General features: G+C 73.9%; 1 protein-coding gene. It reads left to right on the top strand.

Going from position 1 to position 494, the window contains the following annotated elements; translation table 11 throughout:
- On the top strand, window positions 1-494 hold a 494-nt coding region (locus FV220_RS25245), incomplete at both ends, for a M48 family metalloprotease (protein WP_147833598.1).

Here is a 494-nt window from a genome sequence, read left to right as displayed (position 1 = left end):
ACCCGCTGCCGATCCTCGGCCGGACCGTCTCGCCGGCCGAGGCGCCCGGCCTGTGGCGTCTCACCGAGGGGCTCGCCGAACGGCTGGGAGCGCTCAAGCCCGAGGCCGTGGTGGTGGGCCTCACCGGAGGATTCTTCGTCAGCGCCGGGCCGGCCGTTGTGGAGCCGGGGGGCGAGCGCCTGACGGGCCGCATCCTCTATCTCCCGCTGCCCTACCTCGCCCTGATGCGCGGCGACGAGGTGGCGGCGATCATCGGCCACGAACTCGCCCATTACGCCGGGGGCGACACCGCCTACAGCCAGCGCTTCCTGCCGATCTATGCCGGGGTCGGACGCTCCCTCGACGCGGTGGCGGAAGGGCATGCCGGATCCTTCGGGCTGCTGACCCCGTCCTTGCGCCTCGGCGCCTTCGTGATGGAGCGGTTCCACCTCGCCGTGCGGCACTGGAGCCGGGCGCGGGAATTCGCCGCCGACGCCGCGGGCGCCGGACCGACC

The sequence above is a fragment of the Methylobacterium sp. WL19 genome, assembly GCF_008040005.1.
In the GTDB taxonomy this organism is placed as follows: Bacteria; Pseudomonadota; Alphaproteobacteria; order Rhizobiales; family Beijerinckiaceae; genus Methylobacterium; species Methylobacterium bullatum.
The sequence above is the reverse complement of the archived record's forward strand: the minus strand, read 5'-3'. Positions and strand labels throughout refer to the sequence as shown.